The following is a 25,449-nucleotide window of genomic DNA, read 5'->3' as shown; positions in this document are numbered from 1 at the left end:
CAGGACTCCGGCGATCTTAAGGGGGTGGGTCCGGTCCCTGCGACAGACGAGGAGACTCTGGAGCAGCGGAGCACACGGTTCGAGCGGGACGTCATGCCCTATCTCGACCAGCTCTACTCCGCCGCGCTTCGGATGACCCGAAACCCCGCGGACGCCGAGGACCTTCTTCAGGAGACCTTCGCGAAGGCCTTCGCGTCCTTCCACCAGTTCCAACAAGGTACGAACCTCAAGGCCTGGCTTTACCGGATCCTGACGAACACTTTCATCAACAATTACCGCAAGAAGCAGCGGGAGCCCAAGCAGTCGGGCGCCGAGGAGATCGAGGACTGGCAGCTGGCCAGAGCCGAGTCGCACACCTCGGCCGGGCTGAAGTCGGCGGAGATCGAGGCGCTCGAACACCTCCCCGACACCGACGTGAAGCGGGCGCTGGCCGCGCTTCCCGAGGAGTTCCGCATCGCGGTCTATCTCGCCGACGTCGAGGGCTTCCCGTACAAGGAGATCGCCGACATCATGGGGACCCCCATCGGGACCGTGATGTCGCGGCTGCACCGTGGCCGTCGCCAGCTGCGGACCCAACTCGAGGACTACGCCCGCGAGCGTGGCCTGGTTCCCGCGGAAGGTGCGAAGTGAGCGAGCGAGACAGGGACGACGAGCCCGCCGGCACGGGCTCCTGGGGCTGGGTGATCGCATGAGCTGCGGCAACCACCACGACACCGACTGTCGCGAGGTTCTCGACAAGGTCTACGCCTACCTGGACGGCGAGCTCGACGAGAGCAACTGCGCCGACATCCGCGAGCATCTGGACGAGTGTCACCCCTGTCTGGAGGAGTACGGCCTGGAGCAGGTCGTCAAGCAGCTCGTCGCCAAGCACTGCGGCTGTGACCAGGTCTCGGCCGACCTGCGCGCCAAGGTGCTCGGCCGTATCGACCAGGTGCGCTCCGAACTGGCCCGCTGACCTCCTAAGATCTCTCGTACGGCCTTGGCCATACGACGATGGGGGTTCACCATGCGCATACTCGTGACCGGCGGGGCGGGATTCATCGGATCCACCCTCGTCGACCGGCTGCTGGCCGACGGGCACGAGGTCGCGGCCGTGGACGACCTGTCGGGCGGCGACCGCGGCAACCTGGTCCGCGCCGCGGAGAGCCCGCTGTTCGCCCTGCACGTGATGGACATCCGCGACCCGGCCCTGATCGGCCTGGCCGCCGAGTGGCGGCCCGAGGTCGTCTGCCACCTCGCCGCGCAGATCAGCGTGCGCAAGAGCGTGGCCGACCCGGTCCACGACGCCCGCCTCAACGTCGAGGGCACCGCGTCGGTCCTGCAGGCCGCCCACCACGGAGGCACCCGCAAGGTCGTCTTCGCCTCCTCGGTCGCGGTGTACGGCAGGCCGGCGGTCATCCCGGTCCCCGGCGGCGCGGCGACCGACCCGCGCTCCCCGTACGCCGCCTCCAAGCTGAGCGCGGAGACCTACCTGGCCACGTTCAAGGCGCTGCACGGCATCGACTACACCACGCTGGTGCTCTCCAACGTCTACGGCCCGCGCCAGTCGCCCGACGGCGAGGCGGGGGTCGTCGCCATCTTCACCGACGCGCTGCTCAACGGCACCCCCACGGTGGTGTACGGCGCCGGCGACCAGACCCGCGACTACATCTTCGTCGACGACGTGGTGGACGGTTTCGCCCGCGCCTGCGGCACCGAGGGCGGCGGCGGCCGTTTCAACCTGGGCACCGGCGTTCAGACCACCGACCGGAGGCTGCACTCCCTGGTCGCGGAGGCGGCGGGTGTCGCCGACGAGCCGGGCGAGGCTCCCACCCGGCTGGGCGACCTGCCCGCGATGGCCGTCGACCCGGCCCCCGCGCTCGAAGGGATCGGCTGGCGCCCCCAGACGGAGCTGGCCGTCGGGCTGAAGAGCACCGTCGACTGGGCGAGGAGCAGGCTCGCGAGCCTGTGACGCCGGGCGACTCCGGGGCTGCGGGGGCTCCGGGGGCTGTGGGGTTCCGAGTGACTCCGGGGTGTCGGGCGCCGGTGGCGGCCGGTGATTGCTTGGTTACGCTTTGCTTGCGATTGGTCGTCTCGCCCTCCTGGGCAGGTTCGCTTCGATAGCCTGGGTGCGAAATCGACGTGGAGGCAGCGCATGTTAAAGGAAACGGTCACCCCGGTCTTTCCTGGGATCTCCTGGACCTGAGCACGCGCCCTTTAGTAACACTAGGGTGGCCGCTTTGCGTGGACTGCCGTGGTTTGCCAAGGTCTATTTGATCCTGGTCATCGGAGCCGCGTTCGCGCTGCTCGGATACAACGTGGCCGAGGACGGCCGGCTGGATCCGCTCGACTGGTCCAACCTCATGGTGCTGGCCCTGCTGTTCCTGGTGTGCGAGTCGGTGCCCACCCTGCTGCACGTCCGGCAGGCGGCGGTGTCGGTCAGCTTCTCCGCCGTGCTCGCCGCGGTGGTGCTGCTCGGCCCCGAGGGGGCGGCGCTGGTCGGCATGACGGCGATGTTCAGCGTGCGGCCCGGTCTGCCGCTGGTGAAGCGGCTGTTCAACAGCGCCCAGTTCGCCATCTGCGGCTACGTCGCGGGCCGGGTCTACGTGTGGCTCGGCGGCAGGTCCGGGGTGCCGACCATCGACGGGTTCGACGGCATCATCGTGCCGTTCGCGGGCGCGGCGGCCGTCTTCGTGCCCCTCAACTTCGTCCTGATCGCGATCGTGCTGAAGCTCACCGGCCAGGCCGACCAGGTGCCGCTGCGGGGCGTGGCGCAGTTCATGGTCTCCTACTTCGGCTACGCCACCTTCGGGCTGCTGATCGCCGGGCTGTGGGCCACGGTCAGCTCGATCTCCGCGGTGCTCGTGCTGCTCCCGCTCTTCGTGGCCCGCTGGGCCTTCGGCCAGTATCTCGCGCAGCAGCGCTCCTACGACGCGACGATCGCCGCGCTCTGCCAGGCCGTGGAGACCAAGGACTACTACACGCGCGGCCACTGCACCCGCGTCTCCCTGGCCGCGGGCATGATCGCCGAGGAGATCGGCATGGGGTCCGAGCGGCTGCGCGCGATCCGCTACGCCGGGATGCTCCACGACGTCGGCAAGCTGGGCGTGCCGACCAAGGTGCTGCAGAAGGACGGCCCGCTCAGCGAGGAGGAGTTCGCGGCGATCCAGCTCCATCCGATGCGCGGGCTGGAGATCGTGCGCGGCATCGACTTCCTGGACGAGGCGTTCGCCGGGATCATGCACCACCACGAGCGGCAGGACGGCAAGGGCTACCCGATGGGGCTGGCGGGCGACGAGATCCCGGAGTTCGCCAGGATCATCGCGGTGGCCGACGCCTTCGACTCGATGACCTCCGACCGCTCCTACCGCAACGCCCGCTCGCGCGAGGTGGCGATGACCGAGTTGCGCAAGGGCGCCGGCACCCAGTTCGACCCGGTGATGGTGGTCGCGTTCGTCAAGGCCGTCGAGCGTGACGGCTGGGAGCCGCCGCGCACGGTCGTCACGCCCCCGGTCGACGTGTCGGAGACCACCGCGAAGGACCACGACGACCCGACCGTGCCCATCCAGGTGGTGTCCGAGCGATGAACGGCTCCGGTGCCAACCGGGTTTTCCAGACGCTCGACTCGGGCCAGCTCCTGCTGATCTGCGCGGCGGGGCTCCTCGCGGTGGCCGGGGTGGCCCACACGGCCGCGACCGGCCTGCTCGACCCCCAGGTCGCCGTCGCCTTCGGCGCGCTGATCGCGATCGGGGAGCTGGCCAGGCTCACCATGCCCGGCAACAGGGAGGTGGCGCCGATCGGCGCGGCGGCCGCGCTCGGCTACACGCTCCTGCTGGACGTGGGCGACGTTCCCGCGCGGCATTCGGCGCTGCAGGTCGTCGCGGTGCTGGCGGCCGGCATGGTCGCGGGGGCGCTGCCGCACCTCGCGGTGGGCCGCCCGCCCCAGCTCGACGGGATGGCGCGCAGGCTCTTCACCGGCGCCCTGCTCGCGCTGGCCTACCGGCCGCTGGCCGGGCCGCTGTTCGACCTGGCCAGGGAGGGGGAGAGCGGCTGGTGGCCCGCCCTCGGGGTGATGGCCCTGTTCATCCTGCTCATGGTGATGGTCGACGTGCTGCTGGCCGCCGTGCTCCGGGCCGAGCAGGTGCGTGCCGCCCTCAAAGTGGCCATCCACGACGAGCTGTGGATGGCCGCGCCGCTGGGGGCCGCCGTCGCCGCCTCGGGCATCCTGCTCGCGCTCGCCTCGCACAGCATGGGCATGACCGCGCTGCTGGTCTTCGCCGCGCCGCTGCTGGTCACCCAGGTCGCCTTCCGCAAGTACGCCGGGATCAGGGCCACCTACCTGCAGACCGTACGGGCGCTCGCGCGGGTCACCGAGGTCGGCGGATACGTCGAACCCGGGCACTCCCGCCGGGTGAGCCGCCTGTCGGTGGCGGTCGGGCGGGAGCTCGGCACGGCGGAGCCCGAGCTGCTGGAGCTGGAGTACGCCGCGCTCATGCACGACATCGGCCAGTTGTCGTTGCGCGACCCCATTCCCGGCGGCGCCACGGTCCTCACCGACCCCGAGCAGGCGCGGCGCATCGCCGAGCTGGGCGCGGAGGTGATCAAGCAGACCGGGGTGCTGGACCGGGTGGCCGAGATCGTCCGCCGCCAGTGCGACACCTGCGCCGAGCTGCCCCCGATGGCGAGCCGCATCATCAAGGCGGCCAACGCCTACGACGATCTCGTCGGTGGTTCCAGCGACCGCGACCGGGCGGGCGCGGCCCTGGAGCGGCTCCGGCTCGGCGTGGGACGGGAGTACGACCCGACGGTCGTCGAGGCGATGGCCCGGGTGATCGACAGGTTGGCCCCGATCCACCGGCTTTAGACCTCGCGCGCATTTCCGCGTGCTCTCGCGTGCGGAGGGCCCGAAGAGCGACCTGGCCTTCCGCGTCGAGGTGCCGGAGCGGCCGGAGCGGCCGGAGTTCGGCGGCGACGCCTGCGACACGGGGCCGGTGGTCCGTATGCGGACATGATCAGCTCTGTCTGGCACAGTTGAGGAACGTCGAACGATGGGAGTTTCCGGTGGCCGAGATCCGCGCCGAGATGGTGGCGAACGTCTGGAAGATCCTCGTGGCCGAAGGGGACCCCGTCGAGGACGGCGACACCCTGGTCATCCTCGAGTCGATGAAGATGGAGATCCCGGTCCTCGCCGAGGACGGCGGGGTGGTCGCCAGGCTGCGGGTCTCCGAGGGCGACGTCATCCAGGAAGGCGACCTGATCGCCGTCATCGAGTAGTGCCGCCGTCGCGGACGAGCCGGGCGAGGAAGCGCTCGCGGTCGACGACCACGCGCTCGATCGTCCCCGAGGCGACGACGGCCTTCCGGTCGCGGGCGGTGAAGCCGAAGACCAGGCGACGCCCGTCGACCTCGGTGAGCTCCACGTCGATCTCGACGTGCGTGCCGACGGGGCTCGCCTCCAGGTGCTCCAGGGCGACCCGGGTTCCCACGGAGGTCTGGCCCGGTTCCAGGGCGTCCGCGACCGCCTGGACGGTGGCCCGCTCGGCGAAGGCGAGCAGGCGGGGAGTGGCCAGCACCGGGACGTCACCGCTGCCGACCTTCGTCGCGGTGTCCTCCCTCTCCACCATGATGAGAAGTCGTGCCTGCAGACCGGGAGCGAGCGTCATGCGCGTCAGCATAGGGTCTGGTCTCGTGACCCCGTACTGCGACCACTGCGGGCGCCCGGAGGGCGAGGCCGACCACGCCGGGTGCCTGGCGGCCCGTGCGATGGAGCCGCCCCGTTACTGTTCCCGCTGCCGTCGCCGGATGGTGGTGCAGGTGACCCCCGGCGGCTGGTCCGCGCGCTGTGCCGAGCACGGCACGACGAGCGGCTGACGCCGGCCGGCTTCACCCCGGCTTGGGTGTTCTTTGCATGGCCTTGTAGGGTTTTAGGGGGTTCGCCGCGGATATCGTGGGGTGACGCCGTGGCACCCGGGTTGGCTGTTTCCCGCGTGACTCCCGAGCGGCCCTGGGCACAAGGGCCTGCAAGGTGCACAAGTACGCCCAAAAGTGCCAGGTTTTGTGCGATGCTACGGCACGCGTCTCGTTTGAGAGCCATATGACATACAGGGTTTCGTTACAGCGCCGTGACGGTGCCGCGACGCGGATCCGCTTTGTTGGAGAGCTCTGAGGTAGGAGTGGAGAGGGTTACGGGGGAGTCATGGTGGCCCAAGGCACGACGCTGGCGGGGCGGTATCGCCTAAGCACCCGCATCGGCGCCGGCGGGATGGGCGAGGTGTGGAAGGGCGAGGACATCGTCCTGGCCCGCACCGTCGCCGTAAAGGTGCTGCTCCCGGGCCGTACGGACGATCCGGGCTTCCTGGTTCGCTTCCAGGGCGAGGCCCGGGCGATGGCGACGATCAACCACCCCGGGGTCGTCGACGTGTACGACTACGGGGTTCACGAGGTGCCCGGCGCGGGGGCGACGGCATACCTGGTGATGAAGTTCGTCGACGGCGAGCCGCTCGACCGCCTGCTCGGGCGGCTGCGGCGGATCGCTCCAGGGGCCGCGATGGACCTCATCGCCCAGGCGGCCTCGGCACTGCAGGCGGTCCACGACCAGGGCATCGTCCACCGGGACATCAAGCCGGGCAACCTGCTGGTGCGCTCGGACGGCACGCTCGTGCTCACCGACTTCGGCATCGCCAGGTCCGACACCGCGAGCCGGCTCACGGACGCGGGCATGGTGCTCGGCACCGCCGCCTACTGCGCGCCCGAGCAGGCCGAGGGCGCGCCCGTCACGCCCGCGGTGGACATCTACGCGCTGGGCGTGGTGGCGTACGAATGCCTGGCCGGGCAGCGTCCGTTCGACGGAGACACGCCCGTCACCATCGCGCTCAAGCACATCCGCGAGGCGCCGCCGCCGCTGCCGGCGGACATCCCGCCCGCGGTTCGCGCACTTGTGGAGCGCTCCCTCGCCAAGGATCCGGCCCGGCGCTTCCCCAGCGCCGCGGCCATGAGCTCCGCCGCGAGGCAGGCCGCCTTCGGCGCGGGGGGCGACGACACGCTGTCGTCCGCGCAGCAGGCCGGGGCTCCGGAGACCGGCTGGCAGGCGCAGGCTCCCCAGGCAGGCCCGCAGGGGCAGACCGGCTGGCAGGGCCAGGGATCGGCCACGCCGCACACGGGCTGGCAGGGCGCTCAGCCTCCCACCGGCAGCTGGCAGGACGCCCAGGCGCCGACGGGAAGCTGGCAGGGGTCGCAGGCGCCGACCAGCGGCTGGCAGGGTGGCTCGCAGCACTCCACCGGGCCGGCGGCGGGATCCGGGGCGGCCGTCGAGGCGGGCGCGCAGGGCCGTGGCCGCCGCGCCGCGCAGAAGCCCCGGAGCAAGAGCGGGCTGGTCGCGGCGTCGGCGATCGCGGCCGTGATGTGCGCGGGCCTCGTCGCGGTGGCGATCAACGGGATGGCCGCCTCGAACACGGCCTCGACCACCGATCCCCTGCGGCACCCGGCGCCCACGCCCGTCGTCGATGAGACGACGAAGCCGCCGGTGAGCAAACCGCCGACCCGCAGGTCGTCGCCCAGGCCGACGGTGACGCGCGAGGAGCAGAACGACCGGCCTACCTCGGAGCCCACCCCGACCAAGCAGACATCGACCCCCACCCCGAAGGTGACGAGGACGCCGAAGCCGACTCCCACCCCCACGCCGACCCCGACGCCGAAGCCGAAGAAGAGCGTCCCGAACACCATCGGCATGAAGCCGGGTGCGGCGGAGGCGACGCTCAAGCAGGCGGGCTTCAAGGTGACGGTCTCCTACAGCGCCGACGTCAAGCCGGAGAACTGCACCGAGGTGGTCGAGTCGCACCCGAACGGGGGCACGATGTGGGACCCGTCCAAGCCGGTGGAGATCATCGCCGCCATCGCCGACTGCCCGCCGACGCCCTCCGCGACGCCGACGGCGGCCGGCAAGCCCTAGTCCCGCCCCGATGTGACGACCGGCTCGCGCCGTGGACCTTCCGGTCCTCGCGCGAGCCCGGTGGTGCTCTCCTAGATGCCCGTGGTGTGCCGGGGGTAGGCCACCGAGGGGTCGGTGGCGATGTTGACCATGTAGGGGATGCCGGAGTCGAACGCGCGGCGCAGGGCCGGGCCGATCTCCGACGGGTCGGTGACGAGCTCGCCGCCGCCGCCGAGGGCGGTCACCACCTGGTCGTAACGGCACTGCGGCTGCAGCTCGGCGGCCACGTCGTAGCCGTAGAGCATCTGCATGGGGTGCTTCTCCAGGCCCCACATGCCGTTGTTGCCGCAGATCATCACGACGGGCAGGCGGTGCCGCACGAGCGTGTCGACGTCCATCAGCGAGAAGCCGGCCGCGCCGTCGCCGAGCAGCAGCACCACCTGCGAGGAGGGGCGGGCGATCCTGGCGGCGATGGCGTAGCCCAGGCCGGTGCCCAGGCAGCCGTACGGGCCCGGGTCGAGCCAGTTGCCCGGCTGCCGCGGCTCGACGTACTTGCCCGCGTACGAGACGAAGTCGCCGCCGTCGCCGATCACCACGGCGTCGTCGGCGAGGAGCCTGCCCAGCTCCCCGTAGATCCGCATCGGGTGGATCGGGTCGGACGCGGACTCCAGCAGGGCGGTGTCGGCGGCGATGGCGGCCGAGGCGGCCTCGGACAGCTGCGTCACCCAGGGCGCGTAGGTCTTGGGGGAGACGCCCGCGTTGGCGCAGGCCGCGCCGAGGCTCCAGAAGAGCAGCGAGAGGTCGCCCGCGGCGACGGCCGCGGGATCCATGTGCGTGGTCAGCTGTGACGGCGCGTCGGCCAGGTGCACGACCTTGGCGAGCGGGGCGCCGTCCTTGCCGCCGAACCAGCCGTAGCCGAGGCGGAAGTCGATCGGGGCGCCCGCCACGATCACCAGGTCGGCCTGCGAGAACGCCATCCCCCTGGCCCGGGTGACCAGCAGCTCGTGACCGGCGGGCAGGATGCCGCGGCCCTGGCCGTTGGGGATGACGGGCAGGCGGTACTCCTCGACGAAGCTCCTGGCGACCTCCTCGGCACGGTCCATCCACACGTCGGAGCCGAGCACCAGCACCGGGTGGTGGGCCTCGGCGATCAGCTGGGCGATCGCGGCCAGCGCGTCGGGGTCGGGCTCCAGCGGCGACGGGGTCAGCGTCTCGGGGGCCTCCTCGAGGGCGGGCGCGGCCGAGAAGAGGTGGTCCATGTGGAAGTCGAGGAAGACGGGGCCGCGGTGCGGGGCGAGGGCCGTGCGGAAGGCCATCTCCACGTCCTGGGCGACGGAGTCGGCGCCGGAGCCGGTGAAGGCCAGCTTGGTGATGGGCGCGAACAGCGGCGGGTGGTCGATCTCCTGCAGCGCGCCCGACCCCCAGCGCGACTGCGGGGCGCGGCCTCCCATGACCACCACGGGGGAGCCGTTGAAGTGCGCGGTGGCCACCCCGCTCACCCCGTTGGTGATGCCGGGGCCCGCGGTGAGCACGGCCAGCCCGGGTTTGCGCGTCAGCCGCGCGGTCGCCTCGGCGGCGAAGACGGCGCTCTGCTCGTGGCGGACGTCCAGAATGGGCATGCCCTCGTGGACCGCGCCGTCGTAGAGCGGGAAGACGTGTCCGCCGGACAGGGTGAACATGGTCTCGATGCCGTATGCCTTGGAGACGGCGACCGCTATGTCACCTGCGTGCTTGGGAGACTCCATATCGCGCAACCTACCAGTCAGTCACTTAGCCGGACAGGGATTGTTCTCCCTGCCCAGTTCCCTTCGCCTAATGCGGCCGGCGCATGTCGCGTCTATCCGGAAATAGGCCGCCCAACACCTGGTGGCGAGCCCTGGCGGGCCGTACGGAGTCAGGTATGGCGGTGCGGCGGGAAACCCGCCGGGGTGGCCGTCGGCTCGCGAGGCCCCCCGCGCCTCCCCGCGTCTCTCTCCGTGCTCTCCCGCGAGGAGCCTTCGCAGCGGGCCTCAGAGGGTGTCGGAGAGCGCCTTGATGGGCATCCTGAGGTCCGCCAGCAGGCCGAGGTCGGCCTCGGCCGTACGGCCCAGGGTGGTCAGATAGTTGCCCACGATGATCGCGTTGATGCCGCCGAGCATGCCGTCACGGGTGCCCAGGTCGCCCAGGGTGAGCTCGCGGCCACCGGCGTAGCGCAGGATCGTGCGGGGCAGCGCGAGCCTGAAGGTGGCGATCGTCCGCAGCGCCTCCGTCCCCTCCAGCAGCGGGAAGGACGCGAACGGGGTGCCGGGACGGGGGTTGAGGAAGTTCAGCGGAACCTCGTCGGGCGCCAGCTCGCCGAGCTGCCCGGCGAACTCGGCACGCTGCTCCCGCGTCTCGCCCATGCCCACGATGCCGCCGCAGCACAGCTCCATCCCGGCCTCGCGCACCATCAGGCAGGTGTCCCAGCGCTCCTCCCAGGTGTGGGTGGTGACGACCTTCCCGAAGTGCGACCTCGCGGTCTCCAGGTTGTGGTTGTAGCGGTGCACGCCCATCCCGGCGAGCTCGTCCACCTGCTCCTGGGTGAGCATGCCCAGCGAGCACGCGACGTTGATGTCGACCGCCTCGCGGATCGCCTTCACACCCTGGCGGACCTGGTCCATCAGCCGCCGATCGGGGCCCCGCACGGCGGCCACGATGCAGAACTCGGTGGCTCCCGTCGCCGCGGTCTCCCTGGCGGCCTCGACCAGCGAGGGGATGTCCAGCCAGACGGCGCGGACCGGGGAGGAGAACTGTCCCGACTGCGAGCAGAAGTGGCAGTCCTCCGGGCAGCCGCCGGTCTTGAGGGAGACGATCCCCTCGACCTCCACCTCCGGGCCGCACCACTTCATGCGCACCTCGTGGGCGAGGGCGAGCAGCTCGGCGAGGCGGTCGTCGGGCAGCTCCAGGCAGCGCAGCGCCTGCGCCGCGTCGAGACCGCGGCCCTCCTCCAGCACCTGCGTCCGGGCTGTCTCGAGGATGTCGCTCATCTGCTACCTCCGGAAGTGGAGAGGGGCCGCGGCTTCGGCTACGGGGAAAGCCTAAGGGTGGCGCGGAAGGCGGCGGGGTCGAAGCCGCCGCCCAGTGCCGGGCCCAGCCCCGCGCGGGCCACGCGGGCGAAGGCGTCGCGCTCCAGCGACCCGGCGCCCTCCGGGAGGGCGCCCGCCAGCGGCCGGGCGGCCAGCATCTCCAGGTCCGCCACGTTGCTCCGCTCGGCGAGGCCGGGGTCGGCCGGCCAGGAGCCGATCACCACTCCGGCGGGCTCCAGCCCCCGGTGGGCCATCGCCTCCAGCGTCAGCGCGGTGTGGTTGAGCGTGCCCAGCCCGGCCCTGGTCACCAGGAGCACCTGGGCCGAGAGCGCCCGGGCGAGGTCGGCCAGGGTCGCCCCCTCCTCGTCGAAGCGGACGAGGAGCCCGCCCGCCCCCTCGACGATCACCAGCCGGTGGGAGTCGGCCAGCTCCCTGATCCGGGCCGCCGCCCGCGTGACGGAGACCGGTGGCAGGCCGGACAGACGTGCCGCCGCGGCCGGGGACAGCGCGGCGGGATACCTGGCCAGCTCGAAGGTCGTCCGTACCCCGGACAGCCGGATGACGTCGTCCACGTCGCCCGGCCCGGTCCCGGACACCCCGGTCTGCGCGGGCTTCACCACCGCCACCGAGGAATCCCGCTCCCTGGCGAGCGCGGCCACCGCCGCGGTGACGACCGTCTTTCCCACCCCGGTGTCGGTCCCGGTGACCACGAGAATGCTCACCCGTCTCACCTTAGGCGGGCGGGACCGCGCGGGCGCGTGCCCCGGGACGACCCGGCGCCGTCGTACGCGGGTCGGGGCGGCACGCGGGGGCGTGGCGCGCCGGTCAGGAGGTGCGCCGACGGCGTGCGGGGCGCCGGTCAGGGGGTGCGCCGGCGGCGGGGGGCGGGTCAGGGACGGTGCAGGCGGGTGACGAACTTGTAGCGGTCTCCCCGGTACAGGGACTGGGCCCACTCGACCGGGTTGCCGTCCGCGTCGAAGGCGTGCCGGGTGAGCAGGAGCATCGGCAGGCCGACGTCGACGCCGAGCACCTGCGCGTCGTACGGGGTGGCCAGCACGGTCTCGATGATCTCCTCGGCGTCGGTCAGCCGCACGCTGTAGGCGTTGTAGAGCGTCTCGTACAGCGAGGAGTGCACCTCGAGCTCCCGCCTGAGGCGGGGGAAGCGCCGGGCCGACAGGTGGGTGGTGTCGATCGACATCGGCTCGCCGTTGGCCAGGCGCAGCCGGTGGATGCGCAGCACGCGGCCACCGGCGTTGATGGCCAGGCGGCGGGCGAGCGGCTCGTCGGCGGTGACGTAACTGGTGTCGAGGATCTTGGTGTCGGGTTCGAGGCCGGCGGTCCTCAGGTTCCCGGTGTAGGAGGTGAGCTGGAGGACCTGGGCGACCTTGGGTTGCGCGACGAACGTCCCCTTGCCCTGGATGCGTACCAGGCGGCCCTCGACCACTAGTTCGGACAGGGCCTGGCGCACGGTCGTGCGCGACGTCTCGAAGCGGACCGCGAGGGCTCGTTCCGGAGGCAGCGCGCTGCCCGCGGGCAGGCTCTTGGTGAGGGTGAGCAGGCTGCGTTTGACGTCGTAGTACTTCGGGATCCTCGGGGAGTCGTCGCTCACATGGTCACCTTCATCTCGGCCACGGCGGTGAGCGCACCCCGGATCACCGCTAGATCATCGGAACTCAGATTGGCCCGTGCCGTCAACCGCAGGCAAGAGCGGCCGACCGGCACCGAGGGCGGCCGGAAGCATCCGGCGCGCACCCCGTGTTCCGCGCAGACGAGAGCGGCCCGAAGCGCGGCCTCGGGCGGGCCGAGCACGATGGGGACGACCGCACCCGCCGGATCGCCGGTCTCCAGGCCGAGATCGCGGGCCATCGCGGCCAGCTCCCTCGCCCTGGTTCGCACGCGTCCGGGCAGTTCGGGCTGATGGTGAAGGATATCGACGGCGGCGAGTGCCGCCGCAACGCTGCCCGGAGCCAGTCCGGTGTCGAAGATGAACGAGCGTCCCGTGTCGACAAGGGTCTGGATCACCTCGGGCGCGCCCAGCACGGCCCCGCCCTGCGATCCCAGGGACTTGGACAGTGTGATCGTTCTCACAACGTCCGGTTCGGCGGCGAGCCCGGCGGCGTGCGCCGCGCCCTGCCCGCGGGCGCCGATCACCCCGATCGAGTGGGCCTCGTCGACGACCAGCAGCGCGCCCCGCCGCGCCGTCGCCGCGTGCAGCCCCGCGAGCGGGGCCAGGTCGCCGTCCACGGAGAAGACCGCGTCGGTGACCACGATCGCGTGCTCCTCCTCCCGGCCGGCCAGCGCCTTCTCCACGGCCGCCACGTCCCCGTGCGGGGTGACCACGACCCGCGAGCGCGACAGCCGGCAGGCGTCCACGATCGACGCGTGGTTGCCCGCGTCCGAGATCACCAGGGCGCCCCTGCCCAGGGCCGCGACGGCGGCCAGGTTGGCCAGGTAGCCGGAGGAGAACACCAGGGCGCCCTCCGCTCCGCAGAAGGCACGCAGGCGCGTCTCCAGGCGCTCGTGGAGGGCCGTGGAACCCGTGACCAGGCGGGAGCCCGTGGAGCCGGTCCCCCAGTCGCGCGTGGCCGCCACGGCCGCCTCGACCAGCCGCTCGTCCCTGGCCAGGCCGAGGTAGTCGTTGGAGGCCAGGTCGATCAGCCCGTCGTCGTCGGGCGTGCGGGCGCGCAGGACCCGCCGCAGTCCTGCCGCCTCCCTCGTGGCCGCCGCCGTGCGGAACCGGGCCAGCGGATCGGGGGTCTCCTCCATAGGCGGCATCTTTCCAGCCGGACTCACCCGATTCGCGTTCGGGCCTGCAAAGAACGCATGATGCACGGGTGCCGACTCTAAGCGACCTGGCGGTTCGTCACACCGCGCTCGACGATGCGGACCTGGAGTGGATGCACTCGCTGGTGTCCGACTGGCAGCTCCTCGCCGACCTCTCCTTCGCGGACCTGATCCTGTGGATCCCGCTGAAGGAGGGCTCGGGCTGGATCGCGATCGCGCAGATGAGACCCACCACGGGGCCGACGGTCTACCACGACGACATCGTGGGGATGACGGCGGCCAAGGGGGAGCGACCGCTCCTGGAGACCGCCTGGAACGAGCGGCGCATCTGCCGCGAGGGCGACCCGGACTGGTCGAGCGGGGTGCCGGTCCGCGAGGAGACCATCCCGGTACGGCGGGCCGACCACTTCCTCGGCGTCATCCAGCGCTCGACGAACCTGTCCTCCGCGCGCACCCCCTCCAGGCTGGAGCTGACCTACCTGCAGAGCGCCTCCGACCTGGCCCAGATGGTGGCCGAGGGCCGCTTCCCGTTCTCCGGCGCCGAGCCGATCCTGGTCCGCTCGCCGAGGGTGGGCGACGGCCTGCTCCGGCTCGACCGGGCGGGCCGCGTCACCTACGCCTCGCCGAACGCGCTCTCGGCCTACCGGCGGCTGGGCCTCAACGCCGACCTGGTCGGGGCGGAGCTGGGCCGTACGACCGCGACGCTCTGCTACTCCGACGAGCCGATCAACGAGAACCTGATGCTCGTCGCGAGCGGGCGGGAGCCCAGGGAGACGGAGGTGGAGTCGGGCGGCACGGTCGTGCAGCTGCGGGCGATCCCGCTGGTGGTGGGCGGCGGGAGGATCGGCGCGCTGGTGCTCATCAGGGACGTGACCGAGCTGCGGCGCCGCGAGCGGGAGCTGATGACCAAGGACGCCACCATCAAGGAGATCCACCACCGGGTGAAGAACAACCTGCAGACGGTGGCCGCGCTGCTGCGGCTCCAGGCCAGGCGGATGCAGCTGCCGGAGGGCAGGGAGGCGCTGGAGGAGGCGGTGCGCAGGGTCGGGTCGATCGCGATCGTGCACGAGACGCTCTCCCACACGCCCGAGGAGCAGGTCGACTTCGACGACATCGCCGACCGGGTGATCGCGATGACGGGGGAGGTCGCGGCCCCGGAGACGCAGGTGGTGCCGCTGCGGGTCGGGACGTTCGGGGTGTTGCGCTCGGAGGTCGCGACGCCGCTGGCGATGGTCCTCACCGAGCTGCTGCAGAACGCGGTCCAGCACGGGCTGGCGCAGCGCCAGGGCAGGCTGCAGGTGATCGTGTCACGGGGGGCCGAGAGGCTGGACGTGATCGTGTCCGATGACGGCAGCGGGCTGCCCGAGGACTTCGATCTCGACCAGACCACCAGCCTCGGCCTGCAGATCGTCAGGACCCTGGTGGTGGGCGAGCTGTCCGGGCGGCTCGCCATCGAGCCGCGCCAGGGCGGCGGGACCGAGGTGAGCCTGAGCATTCCCCTCCCCGCGATCTGAGCGGGGGGAGGGGGAACGGCGTCAGGTCACGCCCTCGCGCGGGGCGTGCCCGTCGCCCGGCCCGAGAGGGAACCGGGAGGCCGGGAGGCGAGTGGCCCGGGAAGGAGCCTTCTCACCGCGATGTCCGGGTGTGGCGGTCGGGTCAGACGCCCGTGCGGGTGCGGGCACGGGCCGTGCGGCGCTTGAGAGCGCGTCGCTCGTCCTCGCTCAGGCCGCCCCAGACACCGGCGTCCTGCCCGGATTCCAGCGCCCACTTCAGACACGCCTCACTGATGCTGCACGTGTTGCAGACCTGCTTTGCTTCCTCGATCTGCATCAGGGCGGGGCCGGTGTTGCCGATCGGGAAGAACAGCTCGGGGTCCACGTCACGGCAGGCAGCTCTGTGGCGCCAGTCCATGCGTCCACTCCTTCGTATGAGGAGCCCTTGCGTCGGCTCCAGCGGCTCACTTTGTGAAGAGTTTCACTAACCAGCGCGAACGGTTCCCCGGTCCGTGGTTCGGGTCGGGGGCCTGTCCGCTTGATCGTCGGTGGCCTGGGAGCGAGGTGGCCGCTCAAAGGTCCTACGTTCCGACGTCATCTTGAGATTGTCAGCCACGCTTAGTACACGCAAGAGGTTTGGGAGAACGTTTTACCCGAAATGGATGTCGGATGCGTCACACAGGCCGCACGTAACCGGTTAGACCAAGACCTGTAACGCGTCGGGGATAGAGCGGAACGTTATCCGCTCGACCTCCCCCAGATAGTCGCCGTCCAGCTGGAACGCCACCGGGCGCCGGGAACTCAGGGTGAACTCCTTCTCGTCGTGCAGCTGCACCAGGTGGCGGCCCGTCGGCAGGGTGTCGCGGGCACCGATGATCTGAGGCATCAGCTGGAGCATGGAGGGCAGGCCGAGGCGCTGCAGGCCCAGCAGGTCGAGCCCGGTCTCGAAGCTCGCCCACGGGGTCGGGGAGACCGGCCGCGGGCCGATGAACGACCACGGGGAGGTGTTGGAGACGACGGCCATGAAGATGCCGCCCGTCCGTGGTACGTCCGGACCCTCGACTGTCATCGGCGGGTGGCGCTTGTCGGTCGACAGATAGTGGTGTAACGCGGTGTTCACATAGCGGGTGGGTGTCGCCTTGCGGCCGGTGCCGCGCATCCCCTCGACCGCCCTGATCACCTCGGCGTCGTACCCCAGGCCGCTACAGAACGTGAAATACCTACTGTGGTCCTCCCAGATCGCCTGGCCGAGCCCGACGGTCCGCCTGCGGCCGTCGCGGATCGCCTCCAGGATCGCCCCCATCGCCTCGACCGGGTCGTTCGGCAGGCCCAGGGCCCTCGCGAAGACGTTCGCGCTGCCGCCGGGGATCGCGAGCAGGGCGGGCCGGTCGGCCGAGCTGCCCTCGTCGCCCGCCTTGCCGTCCACCGGGTCGAGCAGCCCGTTCACCGCCTCGTTGATGGTGCCGTCGCCGCCCAGCACGGCCACCGCGTCGTAGCCGGAGGCGTGCGCCTTGCGGGAGAGCTGCGTCGCGTGCCCCCGGTACTCCGTCTCCTCGACGGTGAGGTTCATCGTCGCGCTCAGCGCCCTGATGAGAACGTCCCTGGTTCGCTGGTTGGTCGTCGTCGCCTTCGGATTCACCAGGAGCATCGCGCGCATGACCTCAGCGTATCCGCCGGAAACCGGGCGGACGCGGCGAAGAGGCGGCGAAGAGGGGGGCGACCGTATCCGGCGATAGGGTTGGCCGCGTGTCGAACCGCCCGATGACCCTCACCGTCGCCGCCGCCGTCATGGCTCTGGAAGGCGCGACCGCCCTGCTCCTCGGCGGCTACGCCGGTGTGGAGACGGTGATCGGCCGGCCGTCGGACCTGATGAGCTCGATCGCCGTCGCCGCGTTCGGGATCATCGTCGGGGCCGGCCTGCTCTGGGTCGGCTGGGGAATGATCCGGTCGGAGCGATGGGCGCGGAGCCCGGGCGTGCTGACCCAGATCTTCGCCATCCCGGTCTCGGTCACGTTGATCCAGTCCGACCAGCGGGTGATCGGCTTCTCGCTGATCACCCTCGCGGGGGTCGGACTGGTCACGCTGCTGTCCCCGCCGACGACGCACGCCCTCTACGGGGACCAGGACCGGCCCTCCGGCTAGTCGTCGACGGTGAGACCCTCGCGGAGCTGGGCGAGGGTCCTGGCGAGCAACCGGGACACGTGCATCTGCGAGATGCCGAGCTCGGTGGCGATCTGGGACTGCGTCATGTTGCCGAAGAAACGCAGCAGCAGGATCCGCTTCTCCCGCGGAGGCAGCCGCTCCAGCAGGGGTTTGAGCGACTCGCGGTATTCGACGCCCTCCAGGGAGTCGTCCACGATCCCGAGGGAGTCGGCGACCGCCGGCGCGTCGTCGTCACCGGAGTCGGGCGCGTCGAGGGAGACCGTGGAGTAGGCGTTGGCCGACTCCAGCCCCTCGAGCACCTCCTCCTCGCTCATCTTCAGGAACGCGGCCAGCTCGGCCACGGTCGGCGCGCGCCCCTCCCGCTGGGAGAGCTCGCTGATCGCCTTGGTGAGCGAGAGCTTGAGCTCCTGCAGGCGGCGCGGCACGCGGACCGCCCAGCCCTTGTCGCGGAAGTGGCGTTTGATCTCGCCCACGATCGTCGGGGTCGCGTAGGTGGAGAACTCCACCCCGCGGCCGAGATCGAAGCGGTCGATCGACTTGATCAGCCCGATGGTCGCGACCTGGGTGAGGTCGTCCAGCCACTCGCCCCGGTTGCGGAACCGGCGGGCGAGGTATTCGACGAGGGGGAGGTGGAGCTCGACGAGCTCGTCGCGAATGCGCTGACGCCGCGGGTCGTCGGGGGTCAACTCCACCAGTTCCGCGAAGAGCAGGCGCGCACGCACCCGGTCGGGCACCGCGTGGTCGCTGGCGGCCATGGCACGAGTCCTTTCCGTCACGCCGGCCTCGCCGCGCCTCGGCGCTTGCGGAGGACGATCGCCATACGGTCGGGGGAGTCGGTTACGGCATCCACATCGTCAGCCAGGGCGGTGAGCACCATCCACGCGAAGTCGTCGCGTTTCGGAGGGGTGCTTCCGACCGTGCTGACCTCGACCCGCACTTTCATCAGCTGCCCGGTGAGCTCGAACTCGGCAGTCAGATCGGTGCCGGGAACGGCCTGGGTCAGTAACATCGCACACGCCTCGTCGACCGCGATCCGAAGATCCTCGATCTCGTCCAGCGTGAAGTCCAGCCGTACGGCAAGCGCGGCTGTCGCCGTACGCAGCACGGACAGATAGGCACTCGTCGCCGGCAGCCGGACGCTCACCACGTCACGGATCCCGCCCATGCCGACCGCGGGCGCCTCGGTGTGTTCGGTCACGTTCCTCCTCGCAGAGTCGCTGACTGCAACCTACAGCCCTGAGACGGTAGTTGGCCCGCTTGGACTCGCGATCGAGGCGATTTGCCACCGTCAAGAACCCCTGAAGATACGCAAAAGGGGCACTGTACCTGTGGCGGCTCCGGCGCGCCCGGCCCGGCCCGCGCTGGCCGCCGTCGGCGCGCCGAGGTCCGGCCCACCAGGCGAGATCGAGGCGTCGCGGCCCGGACGACGTGCCGGCGGCGGCGCGTCGTCGCGGGCCCCGATCCGGATCAAGGGAGTGTCCCGGGGACGTTTCCTTGATCCGGACTACCGGTGCCCCATCACGAGATCGTTGTGAGGGTTTTAGGCGGCCTTGGTCTCCCAGAAGATCTTGGAGATGTCGTCGATCTTGCCGAGGAGCTCGTCGGCCTTGCCGACGTCGACCGTGCCCTTGCCGCCGGCCGCGCCCGCGAGCTTGGTGGCCTCCCAGAACAGCTGGTGCAGCTGCGGGTAGGTCTCCAGGTGCGGGGGCTTGAAGTAGTCGGTCCACAGCACCCACAGGTGGTGCTTGACCAGCTCGGCCCGCTCCTCCTTGATGGTGAGCGCGCGGGCGCGGAACACCGGGTCCTCGTTTCCGGCGTACTTCTCCATGATGGCCTTGACGGACTCGGCCTCGATACGGGCCTGGGCCGGGTCGTACACACCGCAGGGCAGGTCGCAGTGCGCCGAGGCGACGTGCTTGGGGCGCATAAGTCGTGCGAGCATCGGAAATCCTTCCTTGATGCCGGGTTCAGAATGGTCCGGTTAACGACCTTACTCGTCCCCGAATGCCCGTGCGGGAGGGGGTTACGCTCGATGAGAGTCCGTGTCGCAGGTGAGTCGATGCTGCCCGCGCTGCGGCCGGGCGACTGGCTCTGGGTACGGCGCGGCGCGGCCGTGCGGCCCGGTGACCTGGTCGTCGCCCGGCTGCCGTCCGATCCCGCCGTGCTCATCGTCAAGCGCGCCGCGTGGGAGGCGGACGGCGGCTGGTGGCTGGAGAGCGACAACCAGCGCGCCTCCGGCCGGCGCGACAGCTGGGACTTCGGCGCGCTGCCGCCGTCGTCGATCGTCGGCCGGGTGGTGCTGCGCTACTGGCCGGGCTTCTGGCGGGCCCGGTAGCGCTTGGCCGAAGGTTTACCGGACGACCTTCCGGCGGGCCCGGCGGGCCCGGCGCGGCCTGCCGGGGGCCTCCCGTTTGGACGACCGCCTACTGGCCGACCTTCTGGCGGGCCCGGTAGGCGGCGACGTTGGCCCGGCTGGCGCACCGCTCCGAGCAGTAGCGGCGCGACCGGTTGGAGGAGGTGTCGAGGTAGGCCCTGCGGCAGGGCGGCGCCTGGCAGAGGCCGAGCCGGTCGACGCCGAGATCGGTGATCATGGTGGCGAGTCCCATCACCGCGCCCACGGCGTACTGGTCGGCCATCCGGCCGCCCTCGGTGAGGTGCAGGTGCCAGCGCTCGCCGTCGTGACCGGAGATCTGCGGCTGGACCGGGTGGTGGATGAGCAGCGAGTTGAGCCGGTCGACCACCGCCTCCTCGTCGCCCGCCTCGGCGGTCTCGAACACGATCATCAGCTCCTCACGCAGGTCGCGCAGGGCCTCCAGGTCGCTCCTGGTGATGCGGCAGCCGGGCCGGTAGCGGCCGCCCTCTTCCAGGAGCAGGCGCAGCCCTTCGAGACCGGTGAGCCGGTCGGGGCTGTTGATCAGTAGTACGGCCAGCTCCGCGTAGGAGGTCAGGTCCATCTGGCGATCCGTCGATGTAAGAGGCGGCATGGATTTTGAGTATTACACGATGCGGTGAGGTTAACACCGGGACGGCGAAAGTGAACGACTTCCCTCCGTGGGGGCAGTCTCAACATGTGGCACAATCGAGCAACGGGTGACCCCCGTACCCCTCCAGGCGACCGTGTTCAGCAGGCAGGTCCCGAGCGGCTACCGAAGCCCGGGACACGCTTCCTCCGGTCGCTTCCGAAGGAAACATCCGTCTGTCTGACTGAACTACAGGGGTCGCTGTGGCTGTCACGTCATCCTCCATCTCCCTAGAGGCTCTCGAAACCCTCGATCTCGATCCGGCCTTCGCCCTGCACCGCGGGGGCAAGCTGGAGGTCCGCTCCACCGTCCCGGTCCGCGACGCCGACGACCTGGCACTCGCCTACACGCCGGGGGTGGCCAGGGTCTGCAGCGCGATCGCAGAGGAGCCCGAGCTGGCCAAGGACTACACCTGGATCTCCAACGTGGTCGCCGTCGTCTCCGACGGCACCGCCGTGCTCGGCCTCGGAGACATCGGGCCCGCCGCCGCCATGCCGGTCATGGAGGGCAAGGCCCTGCTGTTCAAGCAGTTCGCCAACGTCGACGCGGTGCCCATCTGCCTCGACTGCACCAACGTGGACGCGCTGGTCGAGACGGTCGTCCGGCTCGCCCCCTCCTTCGGGGGGATCAATCTCGAGGACATCAGCGCGCCCCGCTGCTTCGAGATCGAGGCGCGCCTCCGCGAGCTCCTCGACATCCCCGTCTTCCACGACGACCAGCACGGCACCGCGATCGTCACGCTGGCCGCCCTGAAGAACGCCGCGCGGCTGACCGGCCGCTCGCTGGGAGAGCTGCGCGTCGTGGTCGCCGGCGCCGGGGCCTCCGGGATCGCGGTCAGCCGGATCCTGCTCAACGCGGGCATCGGCGACATCGCGGTGGCCGACTCCAAGGGCCTCATCCACGAGGGCCGCGACGGGCTCAACCCGGTGAAGGAGGCCCTGGCGCGCGACAGCAACAGGGCGGGCCTGCGCGGCTCCACCGAGCAGGCGCTGGCGGGGGCCGACGTGTTCGTCGGGCTGTCGGGCTCGACGGTCTCCGAGCAGGCCATCGCGTCGATGGCCGCGGGCTCGATCGTCTTCGCGCTGTCCAACCCGACGCCCGAGGTGCGCCCGGAGGTCGCGCGCAAGTACGCGCACGTGGTCGCGACCGGCCGCTCCGACTTCCCCAACCAGATCAACAACGTGCTCGCCTTCCCCGGCGTCTTCCGCGGGGCGCTCGACGTCCGCGCCACCACGATCACCGAGAACATGAAGGTCGCCGCGGCCGAGGCGCTGGCCGCGGTGGTCGGGGACGACGACCTGTCGGCCGACTGCGTGATCCCCAGCCCGTTCGACGAGCGCGTCGCCCCCGCGGTCGTCGCCGCCGTCTCCGCGCAGGCGCGCGCCGACGGGGTCGCCCGCCTCTAGCCCGCCTCCGGACCGACGGGCTTCCCCGGTCCCGGGCGGGCCGGCCGGTACCCCCGCCGGTGACTTCGCCGTACGGCCGGAAGCGCGGTCGTGCTCCCGCCCCCACCCCCATACTCATCCCGTGCCCACCAGGCATGTGACCACGGACGCCCCTCGCCCGACCGGCGAGGGGCGTCCGCGCTTTCCGGAAACCCCGATATTCGTCACGGATCGTGCTATAAAAAGAGCTCTCAGTTACCTATGTGCGTAAGGTGCGCATCAGGCAGCGACACGCGCACGGCCGGATCTGGCGCGCCGCCGGCACGCAGACGGTTCTCGCGGTGAGGGGAGCTATGGAACGCGAGCCCAACCGACTACTCCAGAGGCTCATCGCGGAGGCGGGCTTCACCCACAAGGGTCTGGCCCGCCGGCTCAACGATCTCGGCGCGGCTCGCGGCCTGCCCGGTCTGAGATACGACCACAGTTCCGTGCTGCGCTGGATCGCGGGCCAGCGGCCGAGAGACCCGGTCACCGGGCTGCTCGCCGAGATCTTCGCGCTCCGGCTCGGCAGGGCCGTGAGTCCCGAGGATCTCGGCCTGCCGGCCGTCCTGACGCCTCTCGACCTCGGGCAGGAGTTCAACCACACGTGGCAGGAGGGAATCACGACCGTGACAGCACTGTGGCGCGGGGACGTGGAGAGACGAAGATTCTTGCTCGACTCCACCTTCGCGATCGGGGCCGGGTCCGCCGGAGCGGTGCGCTGGCTGACCCTTCCGCTGGAGGGCCGCCCCGAGGGGCGGGGTCCCCGGCGCGTCGGCATGGACGACATCGCGGCGATCCAGGAGGTCACCCGGTCCTTCGGCGAGCTGGACAACAGGTTCGGCGGGGGGAGGGTCCGTCCCGCTGTCGTGAAATATCTGGACACGGCGGTCGGGCCGTTGCTCGCCGAAGGCTCGTACGCGGAGAACACCGGCAAGGCGCTGGCGTCGGCCGCCGCCGAGCTGACCCGGCTGGCCGGGTGGATGGCCTACGACCTGGAGCAGCACGGCCTGGCCCAGCGCTACCTGATCCAGGCGCTGCGCCTGGCACGCGGGGCGGGTGACCACGGGCTCGGCGGCGAGATCCTCGCCGGGATGAGCCACCAGGCCATATATATAGGACAACCCGCCCACGCGCTCGACCTGGCGAGGGCCGCCCAGCTCTCCGCCCGCCGGGCCGGGGTCTTCGCCCTGCTGGCCGAGACGCACGTGCTGGAGGCCCACGCGCACGCGGCGCTGGACGACCGCGCGGCCTGCGCGAGCTCCCTGCACGAGGCCGAGCTCTCCTTCGACCGGCGCCGGGCCGGTCACGAGCCCGACTGGATCTCCTACTTCGACGAGGCTTACCTGTCGGCGAAGTTCGCGCACTGCTTCCGCGACCTGGGCGACGGGCCGGGGACGGTACGGCACGCCAGGCGCTCGCTGGAGATGGACGGACGCTACGTGCGCGGGCGGATGTTCAACCTGTCGCTGCTCTCGGCCGGGCTGCTCGCCTCGGGGGAGCTGGAGGAGGCCTGCTCCGTCGCGGTGGAGGCGCTGGAGCTGGCGAAGGGCCTGGAGTCGGCCAGGACCCGGTCGTACGTCGCCGATCTGCGACGGCGGCTGGATCCCCACGCGGCCGAGCGGCCGGTGGTGGAGCTGAACGAGCGGGTCGGGGAGCTCAACCCCGCCTGAGCGGCCGGGGGAGGTCTCGCCGGAGGAGTCCCGTGGGAACCGTTTCCGGTGGGGAACGGCCGAAGGGGCCCGGCGTGTGCCGGGCCCCTTCGGGTGGAGCTGGTGAAGCTTGGTGGTGCTGTGAGTCCGAGGTTTGGACGCTCAGACTCGGGTGATCGTCAGGGAGCTACTACTACTTGACGATCGAGCCCGACCACACCGCGGCGGCCTTGGTGTAGATGGCCGCGGTCTCGCCGTCGAAGTACGGCGTGGTGATGAGGTCGTAGCGGCCGTTGCTGTCCTGGTCACCGAAGAGGCTGGTGACACCGTTGACGTAGCCCAGACGCTTGGCGTTGCTGTACTTGGCGAGCCAGGGGCCACCGTCGGCGCCGGGGGTGAAGGAGCTCTTCAGGCCGATGTGCTCCTCGACCTTGGTCGCCGCCTGCACGAAGGACTTGCCGGTGGTCTTGCCGTAGGTCCACTTCGGCGTGACGCCGGTGTAGGCCTTGTTGCCGTCGGGGTGCGCGTCGGCCGGGTAGCCGAACACGAACACCGTCTGCTGCGGCTTCTGGTTCCAGGTGAAGCCCTGGCCACCGACGTTGTCACCGAGCTTGCCGGTGTCCTTGATGAAGCCCTCGACGATGACGAAGGTGTCCTTGAGGTACTTCGTCGTCTTGGACTCCTTCACCCACTTCTCGAGGTAGTAGTGGGTGATGGTGTAGTTGCCGTGCTCGTCGATCTTGCGGTAGCCCGCACCGGTGTAGGCGTCGTACTGGGCCTTGGTGACGTGCTCAGTGACGGTGTAGTCCTTGTAGCCCTGGCCGACACCGCTGGGGGCGGCCTCGTACTGAGCCTTGGTGACCTCGTCCTGAACCTTGACGGCCTTGTACTCCTTGCCGTCAATGGTCTCCTTCCAGTCCGGGCCGACCAGGACCTGGGAGGACTCCTCCTTGGCGTAGCAGTCGGAGGTCTCCTTCCCGTTGAAGTCCTTGCACTCCTCGTACTGGGCCTTCGTGATCTCGCTGGTCTTGACGAACTTGGGACCAACGAACTTGTCGTAGTCGACCTTGGACACGGCCTTGCCGGTGCCGCCACCGATCTGGACACCGTTGTAAACGGTCACGAACGCGTAGTCGCGGTCGTAGTCCTCGTAGTTGGCGAAGTCGTAGTGGGTGTAGGCGGTCTTGCCGACGTAGATGCCCCACGGGGTCTTGCCCTGGTAGTAGCCGGGGACGAAGACCCAGTTGTCCATGACGCTGGCGTCAGCCTTGTCGTCGTAGACGCAGTGACCGGCCGTGGCGACCAGGTTGCGGTACTTGGACTGGATCGAGGTGGCGGAGCACCACTTCAGCTGGCTCTTCTCGTCGACGAAGAACACCTTGCCGATGGTCTTCGGCAGGTTGATGTTCTTGACCTTCGCCGCGGTCTTCTTCTCTTCGCCGATGGGGGCGACGATGCCGGGCTTGCCGTCGGGGGTGTAGCCACCGCCCGCGTTCAGCTTCGGCGTGGCCTTGGTCTCCCAGGTGTAGGGAGTGGCCTTGGCCAGGTTGTTCGTGGCGCCGTTGGCCGCGAGCCAGAACTCGGCGACGTCGACCGCGGCCGGGGCGTCCTTGGCCATGGTGTCGTAGGCCCAGTCCGGAACGGCGTTGGCGGTACCGGCCAGGCCGGCGGCGAGCAGACCGGTGGCCAGAACGGCGCCACCGGCGGGGAGGAGGATGCGCTTCAAGGGGAACTCCTTGGTCTGATGTGGAACGCTTCTTGCGTCCCATGCGTCAGTAAAGGGAATGCCAGAAACATACAGCGTGGATCTTGAACACCGGAAGCCGCTTTGAGGATCAAAGCCGTCCATGATCGGCTTGATGCGATTCTGTGATGTTTGGGGACCGTCGGAGTGGTTGTTGCCGTTGAGGATTGGGTGCCGCGTTTACGCAGATGGGCGTAAGGTTGTTGTGAAAGTGACTAAT

General features: G+C 70.5%; 27 protein-coding genes. 14 read left to right on the top strand and 13 right to left on the bottom strand.

From position 1 onward, the window contains the following. The first annotated feature begins 24 nt into the window (after window positions 1–24). The 7 genes from ACFFRH_RS39740 to ACFFRH_RS39710 all read left to right on the top strand — a co-directional run bounded on the left by ACFFRH_RS39740 (window position 25) and on the right by ACFFRH_RS39710 (window position 5,253). Window positions 25–630, top strand: coding sequence for a sigma-70 family RNA polymerase sigma factor (locus ACFFRH_RS39740; protein WP_344749362.1), 606 nt, complete (start codon window positions 25–27; stop codon window positions 628–630). A gap of 58 nt (window positions 631–688) precedes the next feature. Continuing rightward, a complete protein-coding gene (gene rsrA / locus ACFFRH_RS39735) occupies window positions 689–955 on the top strand; it encodes a mycothiol system anti-sigma-R factor (protein WP_344749363.1) in 267 nt (88 codons plus the stop codon). Window positions 956–1,006: 51 nt separating this feature from the next. Further along, on the top strand, window positions 1,007–1,951 hold the full coding sequence (locus ACFFRH_RS39730; RefSeq protein ID WP_344749364.1) for an NAD-dependent epimerase/dehydratase family protein: 945 nt from the start codon (window positions 1,007–1,009) through the stop codon (window positions 1,949–1,951). A gap of 268 nt (window positions 1,952–2,219) precedes the next feature. Then, complete coding sequence (locus ACFFRH_RS39725) at window positions 2,220–3,566, top strand: HD-GYP domain-containing protein (RefSeq protein ID WP_386162770.1); 1,347 nt, start codon at window positions 2,220–2,222, stop codon at window positions 3,564–3,566. Then, window positions 3,563–4,843, top strand: a complete 1,281-nt coding sequence (locus ACFFRH_RS39720) for an HD-GYP domain-containing protein (RefSeq protein WP_344749367.1) — start codon at window positions 3,563–3,565, stop codon at window positions 4,841–4,843. The genes ACFFRH_RS39725 and ACFFRH_RS39720 overlap by 4 nt, the downstream gene beginning before the upstream one ends. 19 nt (window positions 4,844–4,862) lie before the next feature. Continuing rightward, on the top strand, window positions 4,863–4,991 hold the full coding sequence (locus tag ACFFRH_RS39715; RefSeq protein WP_344749369.1) for a hypothetical protein: 129 nt from the start codon (window positions 4,863–4,865) through the stop codon (window positions 4,989–4,991). 49 nt (window positions 4,992–5,040) lie between these two features. Further along, on the top strand, window positions 5,041–5,253 hold the full coding sequence (locus tag ACFFRH_RS39710; RefSeq protein ID WP_344749370.1) for a biotin/lipoyl-binding carrier protein: 213 nt from the start codon (window positions 5,041–5,043) through the stop codon (window positions 5,251–5,253). On the opposite strand, the gene ACFFRH_RS39705 is transcribed toward ACFFRH_RS39710, so the two are convergent. After that, complete coding sequence (locus tag ACFFRH_RS39705; RefSeq protein ID WP_344749371.1) at window positions 5,243–5,641, bottom strand: thioesterase family protein; 399 nt, start codon at window positions 5,639–5,641, stop codon at window positions 5,243–5,245. The two genes, ACFFRH_RS39710 and ACFFRH_RS39705, sit on opposite strands and share 11 nt — an antisense overlap. Between ACFFRH_RS39705 and bsaP the strand changes: the two genes are divergently transcribed. Next, window positions 5,640–5,849, top strand: a complete 210-nt coding sequence (gene bsaP / locus ACFFRH_RS39700) for a biotin synthase auxiliary protein BsaP (RefSeq protein WP_344749372.1) — start codon at window positions 5,640–5,642, stop codon at window positions 5,847–5,849. The genes ACFFRH_RS39705 and bsaP overlap by 2 nt on opposite strands. A gap of 325 nt (window positions 5,850–6,174) precedes the next feature. Beyond that, entirely contained in the window at window positions 6,175–7,926 is a 1,752-nt protein-coding gene (locus ACFFRH_RS39695) for a serine/threonine-protein kinase (protein ID WP_344749373.1), read from the top strand. 71 nt (window positions 7,927–7,997) lie between these two features. On the opposite strand, the gene ACFFRH_RS39690 is transcribed toward ACFFRH_RS39695, so the two are convergent. The 5 genes from ACFFRH_RS39690 to ACFFRH_RS39670 all read right to left on the bottom strand — a co-directional run bounded on the left by ACFFRH_RS39690 (window position 7,998) and on the right by ACFFRH_RS39670 (window position 13,715). Beyond that, the gene (locus tag ACFFRH_RS39690; RefSeq protein WP_386162764.1) at window positions 7,998–9,650 is read right to left on the bottom strand and encodes an acetolactate synthase; all 1,653 of its coding nucleotides are present in this window, start codon (window positions 9,648–9,650) and stop codon (window positions 7,998–8,000) included. A gap of 264 nt (window positions 9,651–9,914) precedes the next feature. Continuing rightward, window positions 9,915–10,910: a biotin synthase BioB gene (gene bioB, locus ACFFRH_RS39685; protein ID WP_344749374.1), complete on the bottom strand. Its 996-nt coding sequence runs from the start codon at window positions 10,908–10,910 to the stop codon at window positions 9,915–9,917. Window positions 10,911–10,948: 38 nt separating this feature from the next. Then, window positions 10,949–11,671 (bottom strand): dethiobiotin synthase, encoded by a 723-nt coding sequence (bioD, locus tag ACFFRH_RS39680; protein ID WP_344749375.1) that lies wholly within the window; start codon window positions 11,669–11,671, stop codon window positions 10,949–10,951. 167 nt (window positions 11,672–11,838) lie between these two features. Continuing rightward, complete coding sequence (locus tag ACFFRH_RS39675; protein WP_344749376.1) at window positions 11,839–12,558, bottom strand: GntR family transcriptional regulator; 720 nt, start codon at window positions 12,556–12,558, stop codon at window positions 11,839–11,841. Continuing rightward, the gene (locus tag ACFFRH_RS39670; RefSeq protein ID WP_344749378.1) at window positions 12,555–13,715 is read right to left on the bottom strand and encodes an 8-amino-7-oxononanoate synthase; all 1,161 of its coding nucleotides are present in this window, start codon (window positions 13,713–13,715) and stop codon (window positions 12,555–12,557) included. The genes ACFFRH_RS39675 and ACFFRH_RS39670 overlap by 4 nt, the downstream gene beginning before the upstream one ends. Before the next feature lie 68 nt (window positions 13,716–13,783). On the opposite strand from ACFFRH_RS39670, the gene ACFFRH_RS39665 reads away from it, so the two are divergent. Further along, window positions 13,784–15,247: a sensor histidine kinase gene (locus ACFFRH_RS39665; RefSeq protein WP_344749379.1), complete on the top strand. Its 1,464-nt coding sequence runs from the start codon at window positions 13,784–13,786 to the stop codon at window positions 15,245–15,247. Between the two features lie 142 nt (window positions 15,248–15,389). On the opposite strand, the gene ACFFRH_RS39660 is transcribed toward ACFFRH_RS39665, so the two are convergent. Both ACFFRH_RS39660 and ACFFRH_RS39655 read right to left on the bottom strand, forming a co-directional pair. Next, entirely contained in the window at window positions 15,390–15,644 is a 255-nt protein-coding gene (locus tag ACFFRH_RS39660; RefSeq protein ID WP_344749380.1) for a WhiB family transcriptional regulator, read from the bottom strand. Between the two features lie 279 nt (window positions 15,645–15,923). Further along, entirely contained in the window at window positions 15,924–16,883 is a 960-nt protein-coding gene (locus ACFFRH_RS39655) for a diacylglycerol/lipid kinase family protein (protein WP_344749381.1), read from the bottom strand. 89 nt (window positions 16,884–16,972) lie between these two features. Between ACFFRH_RS39655 and ACFFRH_RS39650 the strand changes: the two genes are divergently transcribed. After that, window positions 16,973–17,368, top strand: a complete 396-nt coding sequence (locus ACFFRH_RS39650) for a hypothetical protein (RefSeq protein ID WP_344749382.1) — start codon at window positions 16,973–16,975, stop codon at window positions 17,366–17,368. Here the strand turns inward: ACFFRH_RS39650 and ACFFRH_RS39645 are convergent. The 3 genes from ACFFRH_RS39645 to sodN all read right to left on the bottom strand — a co-directional run bounded on the left by ACFFRH_RS39645 (window position 17,365) and on the right by sodN (window position 19,331). Beyond that, window positions 17,365–18,165, bottom strand: coding sequence for an RNA polymerase sigma factor SigF (locus ACFFRH_RS39645; RefSeq protein ID WP_344749384.1), 801 nt, complete (start codon window positions 18,163–18,165; stop codon window positions 17,365–17,367). The two genes, ACFFRH_RS39650 and ACFFRH_RS39645, sit on opposite strands and share 4 nt — an antisense overlap. Next, window positions 18,162–18,587, bottom strand: a complete 426-nt coding sequence (locus tag ACFFRH_RS39640; protein ID WP_030924831.1) for an ATP-binding protein — start codon at window positions 18,585–18,587, stop codon at window positions 18,162–18,164. The genes ACFFRH_RS39645 and ACFFRH_RS39640 overlap by 4 nt, the downstream gene beginning before the upstream one ends. 342 nt (window positions 18,588–18,929) lie before the next feature. Continuing rightward, window positions 18,930–19,331, bottom strand: coding sequence for a superoxide dismutase, Ni (sodN, locus tag ACFFRH_RS39635; protein WP_386162752.1), 402 nt, complete (start codon window positions 19,329–19,331; stop codon window positions 18,930–18,932). Between the two features lie 90 nt (window positions 19,332–19,421). Between sodN and sodX the strand changes: the two genes are divergently transcribed. Beyond that, a complete protein-coding gene (gene sodX / locus ACFFRH_RS39630) occupies window positions 19,422–19,724 on the top strand; it encodes a nickel-type superoxide dismutase maturation protease (RefSeq protein ID WP_386162749.1) in 303 nt (100 codons plus the stop codon). Between the two features lie 88 nt (window positions 19,725–19,812). On the opposite strand, the gene ACFFRH_RS39625 is transcribed toward sodX, so the two are convergent. Beyond that, entirely contained in the window at window positions 19,813–20,343 is a 531-nt protein-coding gene (locus ACFFRH_RS39625) for a CGNR zinc finger domain-containing protein (protein WP_329085569.1), read from the bottom strand. 269 nt (window positions 20,344–20,612) lie between these two features. On the opposite strand from ACFFRH_RS39625, the gene ACFFRH_RS39620 reads away from it, so the two are divergent. Further along, a complete protein-coding gene (locus tag ACFFRH_RS39620) occupies window positions 20,613–21,815 on the top strand; it encodes an NAD(P)-dependent malic enzyme (RefSeq protein ID WP_386162746.1) in 1,203 nt (400 codons plus the stop codon). 332 nt (window positions 21,816–22,147) lie between these two features. Further along, window positions 22,148–23,506: an NsdA family TPR-like regulatory protein gene (locus ACFFRH_RS39615; protein WP_386162743.1), complete on the top strand. Its 1,359-nt coding sequence runs from the start codon at window positions 22,148–22,150 to the stop codon at window positions 23,504–23,506. A gap of 172 nt (window positions 23,507–23,678) precedes the next feature. Here the strand turns inward: ACFFRH_RS39615 and ACFFRH_RS39610 are convergent, their stop codons facing one another. Further along, window positions 23,679–25,211, bottom strand: a complete 1,533-nt coding sequence (locus tag ACFFRH_RS39610; protein WP_386162740.1) for a trypsin-like serine peptidase — start codon at window positions 25,209–25,211, stop codon at window positions 23,679–23,681. Between the last annotated feature and the right edge of the window lie 238 nt (window positions 25,212–25,449).

Source organism: Streptosporangium vulgare (assembly GCF_042428775.1).
Classification (GTDB): domain Bacteria; phylum Actinomycetota; class Actinomycetes; order Streptosporangiales; family Streptosporangiaceae; genus Streptosporangium; species Streptosporangium vulgare.
The sequence above is the reverse complement of the archived record's forward strand: the minus strand, read 5'-3'. Positions and strand labels throughout refer to the sequence as shown.

Bases quoted from the DNA above. Each gene is read 5' to 3' on its own strand.
- rsrA (WP_344749363.1), top strand. From the start codon at position 689: ATGAGCTGCGGCAACCACCACGACACCGACTGTCGCGAGGTTCTCGAC.
- ACFFRH_RS39730 (WP_344749364.1), top strand. From the start codon at position 1,007: ATGCGCATACTCGTGACCGGCGGGGCGGGATTCATCGGATCCACCCTC.
- ACFFRH_RS39720 (WP_344749367.1), top strand. From the start codon at position 3,563: ATGAACGGCTCCGGTGCCAACCGGGTTTTCCAGACGCTCGACTCGGGC.
- bsaP (WP_344749372.1), top strand. From the start codon at position 5,640: ATGCGCGTCAGCATAGGGTCTGGTCTCGTGACCCCGTACTGCGACCAC.
- ACFFRH_RS39705 (WP_344749371.1), bottom strand. From the start codon at position 5,641: ATGACGCTCGCTCCCGGTCTGCAGGCACGACTTCTCATCATGGTGGAG.
- ACFFRH_RS39695 (WP_344749373.1), top strand. From the start codon at position 6,175: ATGGTGGCCCAAGGCACGACGCTGGCGGGGCGGTATCGCCTAAGCACC.
- ACFFRH_RS39690 (WP_386162764.1), bottom strand. From the start codon at position 9,650: ATGGAGTCTCCCAAGCACGCAGGTGACATAGCGGTCGCCGTCTCCAAG.
- bioB (WP_344749374.1), bottom strand. From the start codon at position 10,910: ATGAGCGACATCCTCGAGACAGCCCGGACGCAGGTGCTGGAGGAGGGC.
- ACFFRH_RS39670 (WP_344749378.1), bottom strand. From the start codon at position 13,715: ATGGAGGAGACCCCCGATCCGCTGGCCCGGTTCCGCACGGCGGCGGCC.
- ACFFRH_RS39660 (WP_344749380.1), bottom strand. From the start codon at position 15,644: ATGGACTGGCGCCACAGAGCTGCCTGCCGTGACGTGGACCCCGAGCTG.
- ACFFRH_RS39655 (WP_344749381.1), bottom strand. From the start codon at position 16,883: ATGCGCGCGATGCTCCTGGTGAATCCGAAGGCGACGACGACCAACCAG.
- sodN (WP_386162752.1), bottom strand. From the start codon at position 19,331: ATGCTCGCACGACTTATGCGCCCCAAGCACGTCGCCTCGGCGCACTGC.
- sodX (WP_386162749.1), top strand. From the start codon at position 19,422: ATGAGAGTCCGTGTCGCAGGTGAGTCGATGCTGCCCGCGCTGCGGCCG.
- ACFFRH_RS39625 (WP_329085569.1), bottom strand. From the start codon at position 20,343: ATGGACCTGACCTCCTACGCGGAGCTGGCCGTACTACTGATCAACAGC.
- ACFFRH_RS39615 (WP_386162743.1), top strand. From the start codon at position 22,148: ATGGAACGCGAGCCCAACCGACTACTCCAGAGGCTCATCGCGGAGGCG.